This window comes from Ideonella sp. B508-1, assembly GCF_000333615.1.
Taxonomy (GTDB): domain Bacteria; phylum Pseudomonadota; class Gammaproteobacteria; order Burkholderiales; family Burkholderiaceae_C; genus Ideonella.
The window spans coordinates 1-1,366 of record NZ_BADL01000302.1 but is presented as its reverse complement, the minus strand read 5'-3'; the positions used below and the strand labels follow the sequence as shown (position 1 = coordinate 1,366).

The window sequence follows — 1,366 nt, the reverse complement described above, 5'->3', positions numbered from 1 at the left end:
TGGAGATCGCACGGCATCGCCTGCCTGCGCGTGGCCCCATCCAGGCTGCGCTGGCCGATCTGACCTGGCTGGCAGGGCATCTGCGCCAGGCCTATCCGGACGTGCAGATCGGTTTCGACCTGTCCGACATGAGCGGCTACGCCTACTACAGCGGTGTTCGCTTCGCCATCTATGGTGGCGGTTCGGCCGACGCGCTGGCGCGTGGTGGTCGCTACGACGAAATCGGCGCCGTGTTCGGTCGCAACCGCCCGGCCGTGGGCTTCAGCGTGATCGACCTGAAGAACCTGGCGGCCCTGGTGCCGTCGGGGCCGGTGCGGGCCGCGGTGCGCGCCCCCTGGGCCGAAGACGACGCACTGCGCGCCGCCATCCGGTCCCTGCGCAGCCAGGGCGAAACCGTGGTCTGCATCCTGCCCGGGCACGAGCAGGAGACCGAGGAATTTGATTGCGACCGGGAGCTGACCCAGGTCGACGGCCGCTGGCTGGTGCGGGCGCTCTGAGCGCCGCCCATCCCTCCTGTTTTCATTGAATCGCTGGAACGCCATGCAACAAGGCAATACTTCTGCGCGCGGGCGCAACGTCGTCGTCGTCGGGACCCAATGGGGTGACGAAGGCAAGGGCAAGGTCGTGGACTGGCTGACGGACCACGCCCAGGGCGTGGTGCGCTTCCAGGGCGGTCACAACGCCGGCCACACCCTGGTCATCAAGGGTGTGAAGACCGCGCTGCAGCTGATCCCCTCGGGCATCATGCGCGAGGGCGTGGCCTGCTACATCGGCAACGGCGTGGTGGTCGACCCGACCCACCTGCTCAGCGAGATCGAGCGCCTGGAGAAGGCCGGCCTGGAGGTGCGTTCGCGCCTGTACATCAGCGAGTCCTGCCCGCTGATCCTGCCGTTCCACGTGGCGGTCGACAAGGCCCGCGAAGCCCTGCGCGAGAACAGCGGTGCCGGCAAGATCGGCACCACCTGCAAGGGCATCGGCCCGTCCTACGAGGACAAGGTGGCCCGCCGGGCCCTGCGCGTGCAGGATCTGAAGCACCCCGAGCGCTTCGGCGCCAAGCTGCGCGAGTTGCTGGACCTGCACAACTTCATGCTGCAGGGCCACCTGAAGGCCGATGCGCTGGAATTCCAGCCCATCTTCGACCAGGCCATGGCCATGGGTGAACAGCTGCGCCCGATGATGGCCGATGTGGGTTACGCGCTCCACAAGGCCCATCTGGCGGGCCAGAACCTGCTGTTCGAAGGGGCGCAGGGCACGCTGCTGGACATCGACCACGGCACCTACCCCTATGTGACCTCCAGCAACTGCGTGGCTGGCAATGCGGCCGCGGGTTCAGGCCTAGGCCCGCAGATGCTGCAGTACATCCTGG

General features: G+C 67.6%; 2 protein-coding genes. Both read left to right on the top strand.

The annotated features are described in order from the left end of the window. Positions 1-497, top strand: a 497-nt coding sequence (locus I73_RS27775; RefSeq protein ID WP_022981001.1) for an ATP phosphoribosyltransferase regulatory subunit, incomplete at its 5' end; no start/stop codon positions are given. Between the two features lie 43 nt (positions 498-540). After that, positions 541-1,366: adenylosuccinate synthetase (locus tag I73_RS12965; RefSeq protein WP_022981000.1), on the top strand; the 826-nt coding region annotated here is incomplete at its 3' end.